The organism is Brevibacillus sp. FIR094 (genome assembly GCF_050477165.1).
Taxonomy (GTDB): domain Bacteria; phylum Bacillota; class Bacilli; order Brevibacillales; family Brevibacillaceae; genus Brevibacillus.
On record NZ_JBEAES010000112.1, the window covers coordinates 1 to 237 of the forward strand.

Genomic DNA, 237 nt, shown 5'->3' on the forward strand with positions numbered 1-237 from the left:
CGCACTACGCTCTCTCGAAGATCCAACCATTGCTGGTGATCCTGACCACTACAGCGATCGCTACACAGGTCCAAATGACAACGGAGGCGTACACACGAACAGCGGTATCAATAACAAAGCAGCATATCTCCTCGCAGAGGGTGGTTCACACCACGGTGTAACGGTCACAGGCATTGGTCGCAATGACACAGCAAAAATCTACTACTACGCCCTAACAAACTACCTCAATCCAAACTC

General features: G+C 50.2%; 1 protein-coding gene. It reads left to right on the forward strand.

Annotated features, from left to right (window positions below; translation table 11 throughout):
- Positions 1-237 (forward strand): M4 family metallopeptidase (locus ACQ5DJ_RS30100; RefSeq protein ID WP_429845633.1); only part of this gene is annotated, 237 nt, incomplete at both ends.